Origin of the sequence: Streptomyces sp. NBC_00597 (assembly GCF_041431095.1) — a bacterium.
In the GTDB taxonomy this organism is placed as follows: Bacteria; Actinomycetota; Actinomycetes; order Streptomycetales; family Streptomycetaceae; genus Streptomyces.
Genome location: NZ_CP107757.1, coordinates 4,483,563 through 4,502,161, shown reverse-complemented (window position 1 = coordinate 4,502,161; position 18,599 = coordinate 4,483,563). Strand labels below are relative to the sequence as shown.

Here is an 18,599-nt window from a genome sequence, read left to right as displayed (position 1 = left end):
CAGCGGAACGAAAGCGGGCCGGCTCCCCCCACCCAGGGGGAGCCGGCCCTTTCGCCTTGCGGTGGCACCGCCATGCAGCACCGCAGGACGTTTGCGTCACGCGGCTCAGCCGCATGATGTCCCGTCGGGCTTCGGCCTAGCCGAAGCGGCCCGAGATGTAGTCCTCGGTCGCCTGGACGGACGGGTTCGAGAAGATCCGGTCCGTGTCGTCGATCTCGACGAGCTTTCCGGGCTGGCCGACCGCCGCCAGGTTGAAGAAGGCGGTGCGGTCGGAGACGCGGGCGGCCTGCTGCATGTTGTGCGTCACGATGACGATCGTGAAGCGCTCCTTCAGCTCACCGATCAGGTCCTCGATCGCCAGGGTGGAGATCGGGTCCAGGGCCGAGCAGGGCTCGTCCATCAGCAGGACCTCCGGCTCGACCGCGATGGCGCGGGCGATGCACAGACGCTGCTGCTGGCCGCCGGAGAGGCCGGAGCCGGGCTTGTTCAGGCGGTCCTTGACCTCGTTCCACAGGTTGGCGCCCTTGAGGGAGCGCTCCACGATGTCGGCCAGCTCGGACTTCCTGAACTTGCCGTTCAGGCGCAGGCCCGCCGCCACGTTGTCGAAGATCGACATGGTGGGGAAGGGGTTCGGGCGCTGGAACACCATGCCGACGGTGCGGCGGACCGCGACCGGGTCCACGCCGGCGCCGTACAGGTTCTCGTCGTCCAGGAGCACCTTGCCCTCGACGCGGCCGCCGGGGGTGACCTCGTGCATGCGGTTCAGGGTGCGCAGGAAGGTGGACTTGCCGCAGCCGGACGGGCCGATGAAGGCGGTCACGGAGCGCGGCTCCACGGTCATCGAGATGTCATCGATGGCCTTGTGGCTGCCGTAGAAGGCGGAAAGGCCGCTGACGTCGATTCGCTTGGCCATGAGGGGTCACTTCGCTTTCATACAGTCGCGTCAGCGACCGGTCTTCGGGGCCTTCCAGCGGGCGATGCCGCGGGCCACCAGATTGAGGATCATGACGAAGGCGATCAGGACGAGCGCTGCGGCCCAGGCCCGGTCGTAGGAGGCGTCACTGCCGACCTTGTACTGCTCCCAGATGTACAGCGGGAGCGAGGACTGGGCACCTTCGAAGGGGTTGCCGTTGATCAGCTGGGTGCCGAAGACCAGCAGCATGATCGGGGCGGTCTCACCGGCGATGCGGGCGACGGCCAGCATGAGGCCGGTGGCGATGCCGCCGATGGCGGTGGGGAGCACGACCTTGAGGATCACGCGCCACTTCGGCACACCGAGGGCGAGGGCGGCCTCGCGCAGCTCGTTCGGGACGAGCTTGAGCATCTCCTCGGTGGAGCGGACCACGACGGGCATCATCAGGATCGACAGGGCCATCGAGCCGGCGAAGCCGGAGGGGCCGAAGCCGAGCGCCAGGTTCCAGGTCGTCAGGATGAACAGGCCCGCGACGATCGAGGGGATGCCGGTCATGACGTCGACGAAGAAGGTCACGGCCTTGGCGAGGCTGCCCTTGCCGTACTCGACGAGGTAGACGGCGGTCAGCAGGCCGATCGGCGCGGCGATCGCGGCGGCGAGGGCGACCTGCTCGATGGTGCCGAGCAGCGCGTGGTAGACGCCGCCGCCCTCCTCGAAGCTGGTCACGCCGTTCATCGAGTGGCTGAGGAAGTTCGCGTCGAGGGCCTTCAGGCCGCGGCTGACCGTGGTCCAGATCAGCGAGAGCAGCGGGATGACCGCGAGGACGAAGGAGACCCACACGAGGGAGGTCGCGATCCGGTCCTTGGCCTGGCGGCGGTTCTCGACGACCGAGCTGGCGGTGTACGTGATCGCGATGAACAGGATCGAGGCGATCAGGCCCCACTGGATCTTGCTTTCGAGGCCGGCGACGACGCCGATGCCGCAGCCGAGGGCGATTGAGAGGACCGCGATGGCGGCCGGGGCCCAGCGGGGCAGGCCGCCGCGGGTCAGGGCGGCGGGGGCGGCGGACTTCGGGGCCCGGGCGGGCCGCTGGTCCTGGAGTGCGTGGCTCATCAGGCGTTCGCCCCCGAGAAGTCCTTGCGACGGGCGATGATCAGCCGGGCTGCGCCGTTGACCAGCAGGGTGAGGAGGAAGAGCACGAGACCGGAGGCGATCAGGGCGTCACGCCCGAACTCGTTGGCCTCGTCGAACTTCGCGGCGATGTTCTGCGCGAACGTTCCGCCGCCCGGGTCCAGGATGTGGCCGGAGATCAGGAAGCTCGGGGAGAGGACGGTCGCGACGGCCATGGTCTCGCCGAGGGCGCGGCCGAGGCCGAGCATCGAGGCGGAGATGACGCCGGAGCGGCCGAAGGGCAGCACCGACATGCGGATGACCTCCCAGCGGGTCGCGCCGAGGGCCAGGGCGGCCTCCTCGTTCATGCGCGGGACCTGGAGGAAGACCTCGCGGCTGACGCTGGTCACGATCGGCAGGATCATGATCGCGAGCAGGATGCCGACGGTGAAGAGCGAGCGGGCGACGCCGACCTGGGTCTTGTCGAAGACGTAGGTCCAACCCATGTACTCGTCGAGCCAGAGGTTGAGGCCACCGAGCTGCGGGACGAGGAAGAGCGCGCCCCAGATGCCGTAGATGATCGACGGCACGGCGGCCAGCAGGTCGACCACGTACGCGAGGGGGGCGGCCAGCTTGCGCGGCGCGTAGTGCGAGATGAAGAGGGCGATGCCGACGGCGATCGGAACCGCGATGGCCATCGCGATGATCGAGCTGACGACGGTGCCGAAGAGCAGGACGGCGATGCCGAAGACGGGCGGGTTGGCCGACGCGTTCCAGTCGAAGGTGGTGAGGAAGTTTCCCTCGTTCTTCGACAGTGCGATCGAGGCGCGGTAGGTGAGGAAGCCGGCGATCGACGCCATGATCACCAGGAGCAGGATTCCGGAGCCCTTGGAGAGCCCGGCGAAGATCTTGTCACCGGCTCGGCCGGTGGACCTCGCGCTCTTGGAGACAGGCGGAGCCTGGTCTATCTGGGTGGGTGTGGTGGAAGCCATGTTCTTTCCGGTCTGGGTGGGGGGTCAGGCCCCCTGGCGGCGGTGCACCGGATTCCCCCGGGTGGAGGGGAAGGGTCCTGGGAGCCGGGCCGATCGGACGGGATCGGCCCGGCTCCCAGGCTCATCGATCAGGACAGCGAGTTGATGACTTCGCGGACCTTGGAGTTGATCTCGGCCGGGATCGGCGCGTAGCCGTTCTCGGAGAGGACCTTCTGGCCCGCGTCCGAGGCGGTGTAGTTCAGGAAGGACTTGACGGTCGGGAGCGTCTCGGCCTTGTTGCCCTTGTCGCAGACGACTTCGTACGTCACCAGGACGATCGGGTAGGCACCCTCGGCCTTGGTGGTGTAGTCGAGCTTAAGCGCCAGGTCGGAGCCCGTGCCGGCGATCTTGGCGGCGGCGATGGCCTTGGAGGCGCTCTCGGAGGAGGCCTTCACCGGGGCGGCCGCGCCGGTGTTGATGTCGACGGTCTTGATGCTCTGCGAGCTGGCGTAGGAGAGCTCGAAGTAGCCGATCGCGCCGTCAACGCCCTTGACCTGCGAGGCGACACCGGCGGAGCCCGTGGCGGCCTGGCCACCGGGGGCCGGCCACTTCTTCGCGGCCTCGTACGTCCAGGCGTCGGGAGCGGCGGCCTTGAGGTACTTGCCCAGGTTCTCGGTGGTGCCCGAGTCCTCGGAGCGGTGGAAGGCCTGGATGGCGGTGGAGGGAAGCGTGACGCCGGGGTTCAGCTTCTTGATCGCCTCGTCGTCCCACTTCTTGATCTTGTCGTTGAAGATGTTGGCGAGGGTGGGGGCGTCCAGCGTCAGCTTGTCCACGCCGGCGACGTTGAAGCCGATGGCGATCGGGCCGCCGACCATCGGCAGGTCGATGCCCTGACCGCCGGTGCAGACCTTCTTCGACTCTTCGACGGCCTCGGGCTTCAGCGCGGAGTCCGAGCCCGCGAAGCCGACGGTGCCCTGGTTGAAGGCGACGATGCCCTCACCGGAGGAGGAGGACTTGTAGTTCACCTCGACGCCGGAGCAGGCGGCCATGTAGGCCTTCACCCACAGGTCGACCGCGTTCTTCTGGGCGGAGGAGCCGGAGGCCAGGAGCTTGCCCTTGGCGTCGCCGCACTTGATGTCGCCCTGCGCGGCGGCCGACGGCTTGCCGCTGGCGCCGCCGTCCTTGGTGTTGTTGTCCGAGCCGCACGCCGTGAGGACCAGGGCGCCGGACACGACGAGGGCCCCGAGGGCGGAGGCACGAAGCCGGTTCTTGCGCTGAAGCTTCACTTTCGGGTGTTCCTTCCAGAAGCCGCCGGCCGCTTTCTGTATCGGGGCGGCGTGCGAAGAGGACTACGTCGGGTGCGCGGTGCGTCACCCGACCAGTTCGCCGACGCGCTCCGTGCACCACCGAAATTAGGCAGAACAGGTGAAGCGGCCGACCGGGACAAGTGAACGGATGGTGAACCGTGGCGGACGGCCCGGTGTGGATGGCCGGGTTTGCTCCGGAGTGTCATCCGCCGTTGTCCCGTCGTTACCGTTATGTGACTGTCATCGGGCTCGGTGCCGGGTCGGTGTCCGTAGGGGGCGCCGACCCGGAGCTTGGCCGAAACCTTTCGGTCAGGGGGTCGTGGCCGGTGCCGGGTGCCACAGGTCCTGGAAGGCGAACCGGGCGGCCTCCACCTCGTGCCGCTGGTCGGCGTGCAGCACCCCCAGGGCGTACGCTGTCGCCGGGGCGATCCGCGGGGTGCGGGCCGCCGTCGCCGAGGCGGCCGCGGCCTCGGCGGCGTCACGGTGCCGGTCCAGAGCCTCGCCGGCCACCACCAGGCGGGCCACGTCCTCGCCCAGGGCCTCACGGGCGTACCGGTGGACGCGCAGCAGCCGGCGCACCTCGTGCCAGGAGCCGTCGTGATCGGGGTTGTACGGGTGCGCCTGCGCGGCGTGCGGCAGCGCCGAGACGGCCGCCGCCAGCCGGGTGCGGGCCACCTCCGCCAGCGGGACGAGCACCTCGTCCACCCGCCCGCGGGCCGCGACCGGGTCCAGCGGCACCTCCGAGGCCAGGACGGCCACCGCGTCCGCGACCGCGTGGAACCGGGACGAGCCCAGTGCCTGGAGGGTCGCCGAGTGGGCGCGGGTCCGGGCCAGCGTCAGCTGCCGTTCCAGCAGGGCGCCGGCCCGCGCCGAGCCCACCGTCAGCGCGCCCGCGGCGCCCCGGGGCGCGGGCACCTCCGGCGAGCCCGAGAGCCGGTGCAGCGCGTCCAGCAGTCGGGTCAGCCGGGCGGCGTACGCGTGCTCGTCCGCCAGGGTCGAGGACAGCCACACCAGCTCGGTGCGCAGCCCGTCGGCCCAGGAGGACTCGGTCACCACCCGGAAAGTGGACAGGGACCCGCTGATCCGGCGCGCAGCCCCCCGCAGGCTGCGCGCCGCATCGCTTCCGTCCGCGGCGTCGGCCCCGCTCTCCTCGTGGAGGCGGAGCCCGCGCAAGAAGGCGGTGGCCTGGGCCCGCAGGTACGTGCCGAGCACGTCACCCGCGAAGCCTTCGCCACGTGCTGTCAGGTCATGGTTTGGCAGAGCCACGCCGGCGCCTCCGGGCGTCTATGAGCATCTCCTGAACGTGCCGCAGCGGCTGACCTTCGTGGTCCGTGCTGTGCCGGGTCCATTCGCCGTCCGGGCCCAGGTGCCAGGAGGAGGTGGAGTCGGACATCCCGGTCTCCAGCATCCGGTCCAGTGCCGCTCGGTGGGCCGGGTCGGCGACCCTGACCAGTGCCTCGATGCGGCGGTCGAGGTTGCGGTGCATCATGTCGGCGCTGCCGATCCACACCTCGGGTTCGCCTCCGTTGCCGAAGGCGAAGACCCGGGAGTGTTCCAGGAAGCGGCCGAGGATCGATCGGACCCGGATGTTGTCCGAGAGCCCGGGGACCCCGGGGCGCACGGCGCAGATGCCGCGGACCCAGATGTCGACGGGCACTCCCGCTTGGGAGGCCCGGTAGAGCGAGTCGATGAGGGCCTCGTCGACGATCGAGTTCATCTTGAGGCGCACGTACGCGGGGCGGCCGGCCTTGTGGTGGGCGGCCTCCTTGTCGATCCGCGCGATCAGGCCGTCGCGCAGCGAGCGCGGGGCCACGATCAGCCGGCGGTAGGTCTCGCGGCGCGAGTAGCCGGACAGCCGGTTGAAGAGGTCGGAGAGGTCCGCTCCGACCTGCGGGTCGGCGGTGAGCAGGCCGAGGTCCTCGTACAGGCGGGCGGTCTTGGGGTGGTAGTTGCCGGTGCCGACGTGGGAGTAGCGGCGCAGCGTGTCGCCCTCCTGGCGGACGACGAGGGACAGCTTGCAGTGGGTCTTGAGGCCCACCAGCCCGTAGACGACGTGGCAGCCGGACTCCTCCAGCTTGCGGGCCCACTTGATGTTGGCCTGCTCGTCGAAGCGGGCCTTGATCTCGACGAGCACGAGGACCTGCTTGCCGGATTCGGCTGCGTCGATCAGGGCGTCCACGATCGGGGAGTCGCCGGAGGTCCGGTACAGCGTCTGCTTGATCGCGAGGACGTCCGGGTCGGCGGCGGCCTGCTCCAGGAAGGCCTGCACCGAGGTGGAGAAGGAGTCGTACGGGTGGTGCAGCAGCACGTCCCGCTCGCGCAGCGCGGCGAAGATGTCGGGCGCGGAGGCGGACTCGACCTCGGCGAGGTCGCGGTGGGTGCCGGCGACGAACTTGGGGTACTTCAGCTCGGGCCGGTCCAGGGAGGCGATGCCGAACAGGCCGGTCAGGTCCAGCGGGCCGGGCAGCGGGTAGACCTCGGCGGCGGAGACGTTCAGCTCCTGCACGAGGAGGTCCAGGACGCCGGGGTCGATGGACTCCTCGACCTCCAGGCGCACCGGCGGGCCGAAGCGGCGCCGCATGAGCTCCTTCTCCAGGGCCTGGAGCAGGTTCTCGGCGTCGTCCTCCTCGACCTCCAGGTCCTCGTTGCGGGTCACCCGGAACATGTGGTGCGCGAGCACCTCCATGCCGGGGAACAGCTCCTCCAGGTGCGCGGCGATGACGTCCTCAAGGGGGACGTAGCGCTGCGGGGAGGCTTCCAGGAAGCGGGAGAGCAGGGGCGGGACCTTGACGCGGGCGAAGTGGCGGTGGCCGCTGACCGGGTTGCGGACGACGACCGCGAGGTTCAGCGAGAGCCCGGAGATGTACGGGAACGGGTGCGCGGGGTCCACGGCCAGCGGGGTGAGCACCGGGAAGATCTGGTTCCGGAACAGCGTGAAGAGGCGGGCCTGCTCCTTCTCGGTGAGGTCCGGCCAGCGGATGAGGTGGATGCCCTCTTCGGCGAGCTGCGGGGAGATGTCCTGCTGGAAGCAGGCGGCGTGCCGGGCCATGAGCTCGCGCGAGCGCGTCCAGATCAGGTCGAGCACCTCGCGGGGCTGGAGGCCCGAGGCCGAACGGGTGGCGACGCCGGTCGCGATGCGGCGCTTGAGGCCGGCGACGCGGACCATGAAGAACTCGTCGAGGTTGCTCGCGAAGATCGCCAGGAAGTTGGCGCGCTCCAGGAGCGGGGTCGCCGGGTCCTCGGCCAGTTCCAGGACCCGCTCGTTGAAGGCCAGCCAGCTGCGCTCGCGGTCGAGGAAGCGGCCCGGGGGGAGCTCGCCGCCGTCCTTGTCGTCGTAGGCGTCCAGGTCGGCGTCGAGATCGGGCGCGAGGCCGGGTTCGTTGCCGGAATGCGGACGGTGCGCGGCTATGGAGCCGATCCGCGCGGGCTTGGCCGCCGCGCCGCCGGAGGCTGCGGTGGCGGACGGGCGAGACGGGTGCTGGGCGGGGACCTCGGTGGGGCCTGCGCTGGGCTGGTGGCTCATGACTCCATTGTTCCGCGCAGGCGGCAGGACAGGCGCGTCGGAAGCGTTCGCCGTCAGTCGGAGTCGGGGCTGCATGCGGGGAGAGTCGCAAGCGCGTCTTAAGGGCCGGTGAATGCCGAATGGCATCCAGGGTCCGGGTGGTGCACGAGTACGTCTTTTCCGCGCCCGGAATGCACCGGCGCGTCCCCGCGCCCGATGCGCCCCGGCCCGGCGCCCCTGCCCCGGCGCCCCTGCCCCGGCGCCCCGGCTCGGCGCCCCGGCCCCGGCCCCGGCCCTGGCCCCGGCTGCCGGGTCGGGTGGGGGGCGCTGGCGGCCGCCCCCCCCCGCGGTCCCGGTCTGCGGGGCGGGCGCCCTGCGGGGCGGCGCTGCCGCGGTCGCAGCGGCCGGTGCGGCCGTCGGGGTGGCGGGCACCGGGTGGGACCCGGTGCCCGCGGTGGTGGGTCAGCTTTCGGTGCGGTACATCAGGTCCACCTCGTGCGTGCTGAAGCCGAGGCCCTCGTAGACGGCCAGGGCCGCCGGGTTGTCGGCGTCGACGTAGAGCATCGCGGTGGGCAGGCCCGCCCCCGCGAGGTGGTGCAGGCCGATCGCGGTGAGGGCCTTGCCCAGGCCGCCGCCCTGGGCGCCGGGCCGGACACCGAGCACGTACACCTCGCCGAGCCGGTCCTCGGCGTGGACCTTCGTCCAGTGGAATCCGACGAGCTCCCCGTCCCGCTCCGCGAGGAAGAACCCCTTGGGGTCGAACCAGGGCTGCGCGATGCGGTCGTTCAGGTCCCGCTGGGTGAGTGAGCCCTGTTCGGGGTGGTGGGCGAAGGCGGCCGCGTTCACCGCGAGCCAGGCCGTGTCGTCCTGGCCGGGCACGAAGGTGCGTACGGTCACCCCGGCAGGCAGTGCCGCCTCGGGCAGCGGGAGTGCGTCCCGGCCGAGCGGGCGGCGCAGCTGGCGCAGTTCCCGGAACAGGGTCAGCCCGAGGACCTGCGCGAGGTGGCGGGCGGCGGACTTGCCGCCGTGCGCCCACACCCGGATCCGCTTGCCCGACGCGGCGAGCAGCGCCGAGCCCAGTGCCCGCCCGTGTCCGCGGCCGCGCATCGCGGGGTGGACGACGAGCTCGGCGGCCGGGGCCTCCACCGGGTCGGTGTCCTCCAGTTGTCCGTACCCGGCGAGCCGGCCCTTCTCGGTGAGCAGGAAGTGCCGGATCCCCTCGCGGCGCCCGCCGCGCAGCTGGAGGCGGCCCTGCTCGGAGACGGCGGTGGTGCCGTCCGTGCGCGCCGCTTCCCCGATGAGGGCGAGCACCGCGTCGGCCTGTTCCTCCGTCAGCTCGTCGAGGGTCTCAATCTGGCGTCCCGGCTCCAGGGCCGCTGCTGCGTCGTCAGTCATGCGTCGAGCCTACGACCGTGGGCGGCGGCGACCCGTCTTCTGCGTGTAACCAGCTCGATACCCGGCACCCCTGTCGTGCTACGCGCGTTGACCATAGGCTGCGGCATACCTCCCAAGTTTCACCGCTGCCCAAAAGGGGACTACATGTCAGCGACGCCACAACGGCACCGCCAAGCCCGCCGGTTGACCTTCGCCGCCCTCGCCGTTACGGCCGGGGCCGGAGCGATGGTCGCGGCCGCACTGCCGGCCGGTGCCGCGAGTGGTGGCGGTGCCGGCAAGAGCCACACCGTCGACGTGCAGATGCTGTCGTTCAACGACTTCCACGGCACGCTGGAGCCGCCGCAGGGTTCCTCCGGCACCGTGACCGAACGTCAGGCCGACGGCACCACCAAGGCGATACCGGCCGGTGGTGTCGAGTACCTGGCGACCAGCCTGCGCGAGGCCCGCAAGGGTCACGAGTACTCCGTCACGGCCGCGGCCGGTGACATGATCGGCGGCAGCCCGATGCTGTCCGGTCTCTTCCATGACGAGCCCACCGTCGAGGCGCTGAACAAGCTGAAGCTGGACGTCACCAGCGTCGGCAACCACGAGTTCGACGAGGGCAAGACCGAGCTGCGCCGCATGGCGTACGGCGGCTGCCACCCGGTCGACGGCTGCTTCGAGTACGGCAAGGAGTACACGGGCACCGAGTTCAAGTACCTCGCCGCGAACGTCACCGACGAGAAGACCAAGCGCCCGCTGATGTCGCCCACCTTCATCTGGAAGAAGGGCGACGTGAAGATCGGCTTCATCGGCGTCACCCTGGAGGGCACTCCGGACGTCGTGACCGCCGACGGGGTCAAGGGCCTCAAGTTCGGCGACGAGGTCGAGACGATCAACAAGTACGCCGCCGAGCTGGACAAGCAGGGCGTGAAGTCGATCGTCGCGCTGATCCACGAGGGCGGCATGCCCGCGAGTGGCGCGTACAACTACGACTGCAACGTCCCGGGTGCCGGCGCCGGCGTCTCGGGCGCCATCGTGGACATCGCGAAGAACATCGACCCGAAGGTGGACGCGCTGGTCACCGGCCACACGCACCAGGCGTACGCCTGCAACATCCCCGACCCGGCCGGCAACCCGCGCATGGTGACCTCGGCCGCCTCCTACGGCCGGGCGTTCACTGACACCACGCTGACGTACGACCGCCGGACCAAGGACATCGTCCGCACCGCGGTCTCCGCGCCCAAGCCGGTCACCAAGGCCGTCACCCGGGACCAGCCCAAGGCCCCGGACATGACCGAGCTGATCACCCGCTGGAACGCGCTGGCCGCCCCGGTCGCCAGCCGTCCGATGGGCTACATCTCGGCGGACATCGCGGGCCGCGGCTCCGAGGCGCCCGAGAAGCCGCTCGGCGACCTGATCGCAGACGCGCAGCTGGAAGCCACGGCCCCGGCGGCCAAGGGCGGCGCGCAGCTGGCCATCATGAACCCGGGCGGCATCCGTGCCGACCTGGCCTACAAGGCCGCGGGTGGCGAGGGCGACGGCGTCGTGACGTACGGCGAGTCCTACACCGTCCAGCCGTTCAACAACCTGATGAACATCGTCGACCTGACGGGCGCGCAGCTGATCACCGCGCTCCAGCAGCAGGTCAGCGGCACGGTCAACGGCCCGAACCCGAAGATCTTGCAGGTGTCGAAGGGCTTCACGTACACCCTGGACATGACGAAGACGGGCACGGACCGCATCGTCGTGGACTCGGTGAAGCTGAACGGCGCCGCGATCGACCCCGCCAAGACCTACCGGGTCGCGATGAACGAGTTCCTCGCGGGCGGCGGTGACGGCTTCACCGTCCTGAAGGACCACAAGAACAAGCTGGTCGGCGTGCCCGACCTGGAGGCCTTCAACACCTACCTGGCGAAGTCGACGGCCGCCGCGCCGATCGCCCCGCCGGTGGCGGACCGCATCACCGTCATCAAGTAACACCTGCGTACAGCACGCCCGAAGGGGCGGCGGGCCGGAAGGCCCGCCGCCCCTTCGGCGTTCTCCGGCGTTCCCCGGGTGCTCAGAGGCCGGCCAGGAACGCGCCGACGGCCTTGTAGAACCCCTCCGGGTCCGTGAACGGCACGAAGTGGTCCCCGTCCAGGGGCGTGTACGAGGTCCGGGGGCGCCGGGTCACCATCGCGTCGGCCTGGCTCTGCGGGAGCGATGCGCTGCGGGTGCCGTGGAGCAGCAGCGCCGGGCAGTCGCTCCCGAGCCAGGCGTCCCAGTGGTCGCCGCGGCAGCCCTCGACGGAGTCGAGCATGTCCTGCGGGTGGAACGGCAGCCGCCAGCCGCCGTCGGGCAGCGGTCGCAGTGCGCGTTCGACGAACCGTGCGCCCACCGGCCCGGCCGCGGCGAGGAGTTCCTCCCGGGTGGGCGCGGTGTACTGCATGGTCCGCAGGAAGTCCATCCACTCGCCGGCCGCGGGGTTGATCTCCAAGGAGGCCTCCGCGTCGATGAGCACCGAGAAGCGGTCCGGGTGTGCGGCGGCCAGGTGGACGGCGTTGAGCCCGCCGAGGGAGTAGCCGAGGAGGGCGACGGGGGCGTCGAAGCCGAGGTGGTCGAGCAGGGCGACGGCGTCGCAGACGTATCCCGCGCGGCTGTAGTCGGGGGCCCGGTCGGAGTCGCCGTGGCCGCGCTGGTCGGGGGCGATGACCCGCCAGGCGTCCCCGAGGGCGTCGGCGAGGCCCGCGAAGGCCATGGCTTCGGACATGCCCCCGTGCAGGGCGAGCAGTGGGCGGCCCGGGCCGCCGAAGTCCAGGTACGACAGTGCGCGGCCGTCGATCGTCAGCGTGTGGCGCATGGTTCCGCTCTCCCCTGTGTGTCCTGCGGTGCGTGACGTACCGAGCCTGACAGGATTTGGGCAAGCGCGCAAGACGTTCGTATTGGGCAGTTGCCCAAAACCTGGCGCGGATACGATCCCGGCATGGGAAATCGCGAGGACCTGCTGGCCGGAGCGCGGCGCTGTCTGGAGGAGAAGGGGTATCTGCGCACGACCGTGCGCGACATCGCCTCGGCGTCGAAGGTGAGCATGGCCGCGATCGGCTACCACTTCGGCTCCCGCGAGGCCCTGCTCAACCTCGCCCTCTTCGCCGCCGTGGACGAGTGGGCCGCCGGCTCCGGCCGCCTCGCCGGCCAGGGCGACACCACCGAGGAGCGCTACGCCGACACCTGGGACCGCAAGATCCGGGACTTCGGCGACATGCGCTGGCTCTGGATCGCCAACGTCGAGGCCTTCGTCCACGCCCAGTCCTCGCCCGAGCTGCTCGCCACCCTCGCCGAGGGCCAGCGCCGCTCCCGGCGCATGGTGGCCGCACAGCTGCGCGGGGTCCCCGAGGACGCGGTGGCCGAGGAGGACGTACGGGCCCTCGGATCGGTGCACATCGCCCTGCTGAGCGGGGTGATGGTGCAGGCGCTCACCGACCCCGAACAGGCCCCGACGGGACGCGAACTCGCCCAAGGGCTGCGCGCCATGGCCGAGTTGCTCGAAAGCTGAGCGCTACCGAAGGGTAGTAAACGCGCGTCCCGCACGCCAGAATCCCGGGGGCACCAGCCGGCGGAGGCTGGGCGTCCATCATCGGGTCGGCAAAGGGGCGGGCATGGCACTGGATCGTCGGGCATTTCTGATAGGGGCGATGGCGGCGGGCGCGGGAGCCGCCGCGGGACTCGGAGCGGCGGCCCCGGCCTCCGCCCGTACGCTCGCCACGCGCGCCACCCTGGGCACCCAGGACTGGATGGCCGGACTCGGCGACTCCACCGCCCTGCAGCACATGACCATCCCCGGCACGCACGACTCGGGCGCCACCAAGGGCGGCCTCTACGTCGCCTGCCAGAACACCTCGATCGCCCAGCAGCTCGACTCCGGCATCCGCTTCCTCGACGTCCGCTGCCGGGTCACGGGCGGCTCGTTCGCCATCCACCACGCCGCGTTCTTCCAGGACCTGATGTTCGGGGACGTCCTCGTCGCCTGCTGGAACTTCCTCGCCGCGCACCCCTCCGAGACCGTGCTGATGCGCGTCAAGCAGGAGTACTCCGGAGACAGCGACGCCACCTTCCGCGCGATCTTCGACGACTACCTCGACCACCGCGGCTGGCGCCCGCTCTTCCGGATCGCCGACACCCTGCCCTCACTGGGCCAGGCCCGCGGCAAGGTCGTCCTCCTCGCCGACAACGGCGGCCTGCCCGGCCTGCGCTACGGCGACGGCAACGTCTTCGACATCCAGGACGACTACAACACCGAGCCCTTCGCCAAGCGCGGCCGGATCGAGGACCACTTCCGCAAGGCCGTCCAGCAGCCCGGCAAGCTCTTCGTGAACTACGTGAGCACCGCCGCCTACATGCCGCCGCGCTGGAACTCCGACCGGCTGAACCCGCAGGTCCACTCCTTCGTCGACGGCGGGGAGATGGCCGGCCGGACCGGGCTCGGGGTCGTCCCCATGGACTTCCCCAACACCCGCTCCGGACTGGTCGACTCACTCATCCGGCACAACTGACGACCGCTGCGGACCGGCCGGGGGCTCCGGCCGGCCCGCCGGCGGCGGCGTCGGAGCACCCGGGATGCGCAGCAGCGCCTCCGTACCCGCGCCGCCGTCCAGCGGGGCGCGCAGTGCGGCGGTACCGCCCGCGCGCTGCGCCGTACGGGCCACGATCGACAGGCCGAGCCCGCTGCCCGGCAGGGCCCGCGCCGACGGCGACCGCCAGAACCGCTCGAACACGTGCGGGAGATCGTCGGCCGGTACACCGGGACCGTGATCGCGTACGGTCAGCTCACCCGCCCGCAGCGACACCTCCACCGTGCCGCCCGGCGGGCTGAACTTCACCGCGTTGTCGAGGACGTTGACCACCGCCCGCTCCAGCGCCGCGGCCTCGCCCCGCACGTACCAGGGCGCCAGATCGGAGGCGAAGGCCAACTCCGGGCCGCGCAGCCGGGCCCGGGACAGTGCGCTCTGCGCGATCTCGTGCAGGGCCACCACCTCCAGCCTCGTGGGCGGGGCCGCATCCGGACGGGACAGCTCCTGGAGGTCCCCGATCAGCGAGGCCAGCTCCGTCATCTGCGCCTTGACCGAGGCCAGCAGCTCCTTGCGGTCCTCGGGCGGAATGGCCCGCCCGGTGGACTCGCTGCGCACCAGCAGCTCGATGTTCGTCCGCAGCGAGGTCAGCGGGGTGCGCAGCTCGTGGCCCGCGTCGGCGATCAGCTGGGCCTGCCGGTCCTGGGAGGAGGCCAGCGCGGCCGTCATCGCGTTGAAGGAGCGCGACAGGCGGGCGATCTCGTCCTCGCCCTCCACGGGGATCCGTACGGTGAGGTCCTCGGTGCGGGCGATGTGCTCGACGGCATCGGTGAGTTCGTCGACCGGCCGCAGCCCGGTCCGGGCCACCCACAGGCCCGCCGCGCCCGCGCCGACCACGCCGATGCCGCTGACCAGGAGCAGTACCCAGGCCAGCGTGGACAGCGGCTTGTCGATGTCGGTCAGCGGCTTGGCGATGGAGATCGCGAACAGCTGGCCGTTCGTCTGCGCGGCCAGGGTGTAGACCCGCATCGTCGTGCCGTCGGTGGTCGTCACGTCGTGCAGGGTGGGCAGCCGCTTGCCCGCGGCGACCTGCCGGTCGATCGCGGTGACGGGCAGGGTGGTCATGCCGCCCACCCAGCAGTGGCTGCCGTCCACGGTGACGATCTGGACGGTCGCGTTCAGATTCCCGGCGATCTCCTGGGTCGGGCGGGCGGGCGCGGTGACACAGCCTTCCCGCAGCACCCGCACCACCTGGGCATCCGGGTTGGTCGCCATCAACGAACGGTCCAACTGCTCGCTCAGCTGCGTGCGCACCATCACCCACGACACGGCGGCGACGGCCGCGACGGCCACCGCCACCGCGACCGTGACCAGCAGCGCTAGCCGCGAGCGCAGCGGGAGGGCACGGAACCTGGCGACAGGGCTCACTCGGGCCCCCCGGAATCGCCGGCCCCCGGCACGCGCAGGACGTAGCCCACCCCGCGCACGGTGTGCACCAGACGGGGTTCGCCCCCGGCCTCGGTCTTGCGGCGCAGGTACATGACGTACACGTCCAGGGAGTTGGAACTCGGCTCGAAGTCGAAGCCCCAGACGGTCTTGAGGATCTGCTCGCGGGTCAGCACCTGGCGCGGGTGCGCCAGGAACATCTCCAGCAGGGTGAACTCGGTGCGGGTCAGTTCCACCGGGCGCCCGGACCGGGTGACCTCGCGGGTCGCGAGGTCCATGCGCAGGTCGGCGAAGGCCAGGGTCTCCGTGTCGGGTGCGTCCCCGCCGCCCGGCCGCGGGGCGGCGTACCCACTGCGGCGCAGCAGGGCGCGGACGCGGGCGAACAGCTCGTCGAGCTCGAACGGCTTGACGAGGTAGTCGTCGGCGCCCGCGTCGAGGCCGGTGACGCGGTCGCCGACGGTGTCGCGGGCGGTGAGCATCAGGATCGGGGTGGTGCTGCCGGAGGCGCGCAGCCGGCGGGCCGCCGTCAGGCCGTCCATCCGGGGCATCTGGATGTCGAGGACGATCAGCCCGGGGTCGCAGGAGGCCGCCTTGTCGAGGGCGTCGAGCCCGTCGACGGCGGTCTCCACGGCGTACCCCTCGAAGGCGAGGCTGCGGCGCAGGGCCTCCCGCACGGCCGGCTCGTCGTCGACGACGAGGATGCGGTGCGGTTCGCCTTCGGCCGGATTCATCTTCGGTCCCCCAAAAATCGTGGTCGGTCGTACCAGGCTCGCACGGGCCGCCCGGCCCGGCCGGCACGCCTAGAAGGAAGTCCCGAAGCCGTCGGCGGCGCTGCCGCCGTTGCCGTTGTCGGTGCTGCCGCTGCCGGTGCCGCCCTTGCGCAGGGAGGGCAGGTCGGGCTTGATCGTGTTGACCGGGATGGCGAAGCCGAGGCCGACGCTGCCGGCGGTGGAGCCGTCGCTGGAGGGGGAGTAGATCGCGGAGGGCATGCCCACGATCTCGCCGTTCATGTTGACGAGGGCGCCGCCGGAGTTGCCCGGGTTGAGGGAGGCGTCCGTCTGGATCGCCTTGTACGAGGTGGTGTTCGATCCGGTCTTCCCGTTGAACTGCTGACCGTCGTACGAGAACGGCCAGCCGCCGTTGCCCCGCTGGCGCTGCGGTGCCTGCTGCTCGGACTTGGGGACGTTCACGTCGCGGTTCAGCGCCGAGACGATGCCGCTGGTGACCGTGCCGGTGAGGCGGTCGGGCGAGCCGATGGCGACGACCTGGTCGCCGACCCTCAGCGCGTCGGAGTCGCCGAGCTTGGCCGCCTTGAGGCCGCTCGCGCCCTGGAGCTTGATCAGGGCGAGGTCCTTGTCGGGGTCGGTGCCGACGGTCTTCGCCGTGTACTTCTTGCCGTCGCTCATCGTCACCTGGATCTCGGTGGCCCCGTCGATCACGTGGTTGTTGGTGACGATCTCGCCGTCGGCGGTGACCACGATCCCGGAGCCGGTGCCCTGGCCGGAGCCGGTGCGGGTGTCGATCCGCACGACGGAGGGGCTGAGCTGCTCGGCCACGCCGGCGACCGTGCCGTTGCTGGACTGCGAGACGTTGGTGCCGTTGATGCCGCCGCCACTGCGGCCCTGGGGGCCGAGCAGCTGCTCCACGCCGACGGCGGTGGCACCCCCGATGACGGCGGCGGCCAGCGCCACGGCGGCGAGCAGCGCCACGGGCCGCTTGGCGCGGGCCGCGTGCGAGGGCCCTGCGGGGGCCACCGGGGGCTGGTGGGCTTCGAACCATCCGGGTGCCGCAGCCGCCGGGGGCGGGTAGGCGGGCGGCGGCGGGTAGGCCCCGCCGAGGGGCGCGCTCTGGGTCGGGCCGTTCTCCTGCGGGTACTCGCCTTCGCGGCGGAAGTTCTCGGTCATGACTATGACTGTGTCCGCGGATCATGAGAGCTTCCTGAGTCCCCGCTGAGAAGCCCGACAGAACCTCGTATGCCCGATATAAACCCGCGTTCTCACCCTCGGGATCCCGGGAGCCCCCGGCAGCCGGGCCACACCCTCGCCAGCCCCTCAACGGCCCCGCAGCCTCGGGCAGGCCTCCCCGGCCCCGCAGGCAGCCCCGGCGGGCCTCGGGCCACCCTCCCCGGCCTCGCCGGCGTTCGAGGCGCGGGTCCGGGCGGCGCCCGGGGAACGGTGGACGGGCGGGTGGGGGACGGCTGCGCGCAGCGGCGCCCCTGCGGCCACCGACGCACCGGGAGGCACGGCCCGGCCTTGGTGCGGGAGGGCGAAGCGACGGCCGACGGGGCGGGACGGAGTACCGCAGGGCCCTGGTCGGCCGCCACCGGACGGAGTCCGGCGCAGCGGGCCCCAGCCCGCGAGGCGCCCTGGGCGCCGAGTGGTGCGAGGGGCGCGCAAAGAGCTAGTGGCAGCCGCAGGAGCGGCGGATGACCAGGGCCGACGGGAACTGCTTCAGGCGCTCCCGGCGCGAGCCGGCCACCCGCAGGCCGTCGTCCAGGACGAGGTCCACGGCCGCGCGCGCCATCGCCGGGCGGTCCGAGGCCATCGTCGTCAGCGGCGGGTCCGTCAGGGCCGCCTCCTTGACGTCGTCGAAGCCGGCCACCGCCAGCTCCCCGGGCACGTCGATGCGCAGCTCCCGCGCCGCGCGCAGTACGCCGATCGCCTGGTCGTCGGTGGCGCAGAAGATGGCCGGCGGCCGGTCCGGCCCCGACAGCACCTCCAGCGCCACGCGGTACGCGTCGTAGCGGTTGTACGGGGCTTCGAAGAGCCGCCCCTCCACCGAGCGGCCGGACTCCTGCATGGCCCGGCGCCAGCCCTCGACGTGGTCGGCGACCGGGTCGCCGACCGACGGGGTGTTCTCCACCCCGCCGATGCAGGCGACGTACTCGTGCCCGTGTTCCAGCAGGTGGCGGGTGGCGAGCATGGCGCCCCCGATGTCGTCGGTGACGACGGCGACGTCGTCGATGGCCTCCGGCCGCTCGTGCAGCAGCACCACCCGCGCGTCCCAGGCCTCGATCTCCGAGGCGGCGCGCTCGCTCATGCCCTGGCTGACCAGGATCAGGCCCGAGACCCGCATGCCGAGGAAGGCCCGCAGGTAGTGCACCTCGCGCTCGTCCCGGTAGTCGGAGTTCCCGACCAGGACCATCTTTCCGCGCTCGGCGGCGGCCTGCTCGACGGCGTGCGCCATCTCCGCGAAGAACGGCTGGCGCGCATCCGGGACGATCATGCCTATGAGGTCGGTGCGCCGCGACGCCATCGCCTGGGCGACCCGGTCCGGGCGGTAGCCCAGCTCCTTGATCGCGGCGAGTACACGCTCGCGCGTGGCCGGGGCGACCGGCCGGGGTCCGTTGTTGATGACATAGCTCACGACGGCGGTAGAAGTTCCCGCAAGTCGCGCCACGTCATCCCGCGTCACCTTGGCCACGCTCGG

15 protein-coding genes and 2 pseudogenes are annotated in these 18,599 nt (G+C 71.5%); 4 read left to right on the top strand and 13 right to left on the bottom strand.

Annotated features, from left to right (window positions below):
- Positions 1-136: 136 nt before the first annotated feature.
- The 7 genes from pstB to mshD all read right to left on the bottom strand — a co-directional run bounded on the left by pstB (position 137) and on the right by mshD (position 9,198).
- The gene (pstB, locus tag OG974_RS20195) at positions 137-913 is read right to left on the bottom strand and encodes a phosphate ABC transporter ATP-binding protein PstB (protein WP_327284096.1); all 777 of its coding nucleotides are present in this window, start codon (positions 911-913) and stop codon (positions 137-139) included.
- 30 nt (positions 914-943) lie between these two features.
- On the bottom strand, positions 944-2,026 hold the full coding sequence (pstA, locus tag OG974_RS20190; RefSeq protein ID WP_327284095.1) for a phosphate ABC transporter permease PstA: 1,083 nt from the start codon (positions 2,024-2,026) through the stop codon (positions 944-946).
- Positions 2,026-3,015, bottom strand: coding sequence for a phosphate ABC transporter permease subunit PstC (gene pstC, locus OG974_RS20185; protein WP_327284094.1), 990 nt, complete (start codon positions 3,013-3,015; stop codon positions 2,026-2,028). Before pstC ends, pstA begins: the two co-directional genes overlap by 1 nt.
- A 128-nt stretch (positions 3,016-3,143) precedes the next feature.
- Entirely contained in the window at positions 3,144-4,280 is a 1,137-nt protein-coding gene (pstS, locus tag OG974_RS20180) for a phosphate ABC transporter substrate-binding protein PstS (RefSeq protein WP_327284093.1), read from the bottom strand.
- 330 nt (positions 4,281-4,610) lie between these two features.
- Positions 4,611-5,567, bottom strand: a complete 957-nt coding sequence (locus OG974_RS20175) for a CHAD domain-containing protein (protein ID WP_327284092.1) — start codon at positions 5,565-5,567, stop codon at positions 4,611-4,613.
- Positions 5,548-7,824: an RNA degradosome polyphosphate kinase gene (locus OG974_RS20170; protein WP_327284091.1), complete on the bottom strand. Its 2,277-nt coding sequence runs from the start codon at positions 7,822-7,824 to the stop codon at positions 5,548-5,550. Before OG974_RS20170 ends, OG974_RS20175 begins: the two co-directional genes overlap by 20 nt.
- Positions 7,825-8,265: 441 nt before the next feature.
- On the bottom strand, positions 8,266-9,198 hold the full coding sequence (mshD, locus tag OG974_RS20165; RefSeq protein ID WP_327284090.1) for a mycothiol synthase: 933 nt from the start codon (positions 9,196-9,198) through the stop codon (positions 8,266-8,268).
- A 144-nt stretch (positions 9,199-9,342) separates the two neighbouring features.
- Between mshD and OG974_RS20160 the strand changes: the two are divergent.
- A pseudogene (locus OG974_RS20160) lies at positions 9,343-10,266 on the top strand (bifunctional metallophosphatase/5'-nucleotidase); the annotation flags it as partial.
- An 88-nt stretch (positions 10,267-10,354) separates the two neighbouring features.
- On the opposite strand, the pseudogene OG974_RS20155 reads toward OG974_RS20160, so the two are convergent.
- Positions 10,355-10,405, bottom strand: a pseudogene (locus tag OG974_RS20155) (hypothetical protein); the annotation flags it as partial.
- A 65-nt stretch (positions 10,406-10,470) separates the two neighbouring features.
- On the opposite strand from OG974_RS20155, the gene OG974_RS20150 reads away from it, so the two are divergent.
- Positions 10,471-11,157 carry a 5'-nucleotidase C-terminal domain-containing protein gene (locus OG974_RS20150; protein WP_371646869.1) on the top strand — a complete coding sequence of 229 codons (687 nt, stop codon included), beginning with the start codon at positions 10,471-10,473 and terminating at the stop codon, positions 11,155-11,157.
- Positions 11,158-11,239: 82 nt separating this feature from the next.
- Here OG974_RS20150 and OG974_RS20145 read toward each other — a convergent pair whose 3' ends face one another.
- Positions 11,240-12,019 carry an alpha/beta hydrolase gene (locus OG974_RS20145; RefSeq protein WP_327284088.1) on the bottom strand — a complete coding sequence of 260 codons (780 nt, stop codon included), beginning with the start codon at positions 12,017-12,019 and terminating at the stop codon, positions 11,240-11,242.
- Positions 12,020-12,142: 123 nt separating this feature from the next.
- Between OG974_RS20145 and OG974_RS20140 the strand changes: the two genes are divergently transcribed.
- Positions 12,143-12,712 (top strand): TetR/AcrR family transcriptional regulator, encoded by a 570-nt coding sequence (locus OG974_RS20140; protein WP_327284087.1) that lies wholly within the window; start codon positions 12,143-12,145, stop codon positions 12,710-12,712.
- A gap of 103 nt (positions 12,713-12,815) precedes the next feature.
- Positions 12,816-13,709 (top strand): phosphatidylinositol-specific phospholipase C, encoded by an 894-nt coding sequence (locus tag OG974_RS20135; RefSeq protein WP_327284085.1) that lies wholly within the window; start codon positions 12,816-12,818, stop codon positions 13,707-13,709.
- On the opposite strand, the gene OG974_RS20130 is transcribed toward OG974_RS20135, so the two are convergent.
- The 4 genes from OG974_RS20130 to OG974_RS20115 all read right to left on the bottom strand — a co-directional run bounded on the left by OG974_RS20130 (position 13,689) and on the right by OG974_RS20115 (position 18,593).
- Entirely contained in the window at positions 13,689-15,152 is a 1,464-nt protein-coding gene (locus OG974_RS20130) for a sensor histidine kinase (RefSeq protein WP_371643957.1), read from the bottom strand. The genes OG974_RS20135 and OG974_RS20130 overlap by 21 nt on opposite strands.
- Positions 15,149-15,901, bottom strand: coding sequence for a response regulator transcription factor (locus tag OG974_RS20125; RefSeq protein ID WP_327284083.1), 753 nt, complete (start codon positions 15,899-15,901; stop codon positions 15,149-15,151). The genes OG974_RS20130 and OG974_RS20125 overlap by 4 nt, the downstream gene beginning before the upstream one ends.
- A gap of 69 nt (positions 15,902-15,970) precedes the next feature.
- Positions 15,971-17,074, bottom strand: a complete 1,104-nt coding sequence (locus OG974_RS20120) for a trypsin-like peptidase domain-containing protein (protein WP_327284082.1) — start codon at positions 17,072-17,074, stop codon at positions 15,971-15,973.
- Positions 17,075-17,570: 496 nt separating this feature from the next.
- A complete protein-coding gene (locus tag OG974_RS20115) occupies positions 17,571-18,593 on the bottom strand; it encodes a LacI family DNA-binding transcriptional regulator (RefSeq protein WP_327284081.1) in 1,023 nt (340 codons plus the stop codon).
- Positions 18,594-18,599: the final 6 nt, after the last annotated feature.

Coding starts and splice junctions, on each gene's coding strand:
- pstB (WP_327284096.1), bottom strand. CDS start 913: ATGGCCAAGCGAATCGACGTCAGCGGCCTTTCCGCCTTCTACGGCAGC.
- pstA (WP_327284095.1), bottom strand. CDS start 2,026: ATGAGCCACGCACTCCAGGACCAGCGGCCCGCCCGGGCCCCGAAGTCC.
- pstC (WP_327284094.1), bottom strand. CDS start 3,015: ATGGCTTCCACCACACCCACCCAGATAGACCAGGCTCCGCCTGTCTCC.
- OG974_RS20170 (WP_327284091.1), bottom strand. CDS start 7,824: ATGAGCCACCAGCCCAGCGCAGGCCCCACCGAGGTCCCCGCCCAGCAC.
- mshD (WP_327284090.1), bottom strand. CDS start 9,198: ATGACTGACGACGCAGCAGCGGCCCTGGAGCCGGGACGCCAGATTGAG.
- OG974_RS20150 (WP_371646869.1), top strand. CDS start 10,471: ATGACCGAGCTGATCACCCGCTGGAACGCGCTGGCCGCCCCGGTCGCC.
- OG974_RS20145 (WP_327284088.1), bottom strand. CDS start 12,019: ATGCGCCACACGCTGACGATCGACGGCCGCGCACTGTCGTACCTGGAC.
- OG974_RS20140 (WP_327284087.1), top strand. CDS start 12,143: ATGGGAAATCGCGAGGACCTGCTGGCCGGAGCGCGGCGCTGTCTGGAG.
- OG974_RS20135 (WP_327284085.1), top strand. CDS start 12,816: ATGGCACTGGATCGTCGGGCATTTCTGATAGGGGCGATGGCGGCGGGC.
- OG974_RS20125 (WP_327284083.1), bottom strand. CDS start 15,901: ATGAATCCGGCCGAAGGCGAACCGCACCGCATCCTCGTCGTCGACGAC.
- OG974_RS20120 (WP_327284082.1), bottom strand. CDS start 17,074: ATGACCGAGAACTTCCGCCGCGAAGGCGAGTACCCGCAGGAGAACGGC.